At 55.3% G+C, this 253-nt stretch carries 1 rRNA gene; it reads right to left on the reverse strand.

The features are described 5' to 3' along the window. Positions 1-253 (reverse strand): 23S ribosomal RNA (locus KI379_RS33900); the annotation flags it as partial.

A 253-nucleotide genomic window follows, 5' to 3' on the forward strand; every position in this document is an offset into this window, starting at 1 on the left:
TCCGCTACCCCCACCTCATCCCCGAATTTTTCAACATTCGTGGGTTCGGGCCTCCAGTGCGTGTTACCGCACCTTCACCCTGGACAGGGGTAGATCACACGGTTTCGGGTCTACGTCCACGTACTTATTCGCCCTATTCAGACTCGCTTTCGCTGCGGCTCCGGCTTCTCACCTTAACCTTGCACGGGAACGTAACTCGCCGGTTCATTCTACAAAAGGCACGCCATCACCCATAAACAGGGCTCTGACTTCT

It is taken from the genome of Paenibacillus cineris, assembly GCF_018333335.1.
Taxonomy (GTDB): domain Bacteria; phylum Bacillota; class Bacilli; order Paenibacillales; family Paenibacillaceae; genus Paenibacillus_AQ; species Paenibacillus_AQ favisporus.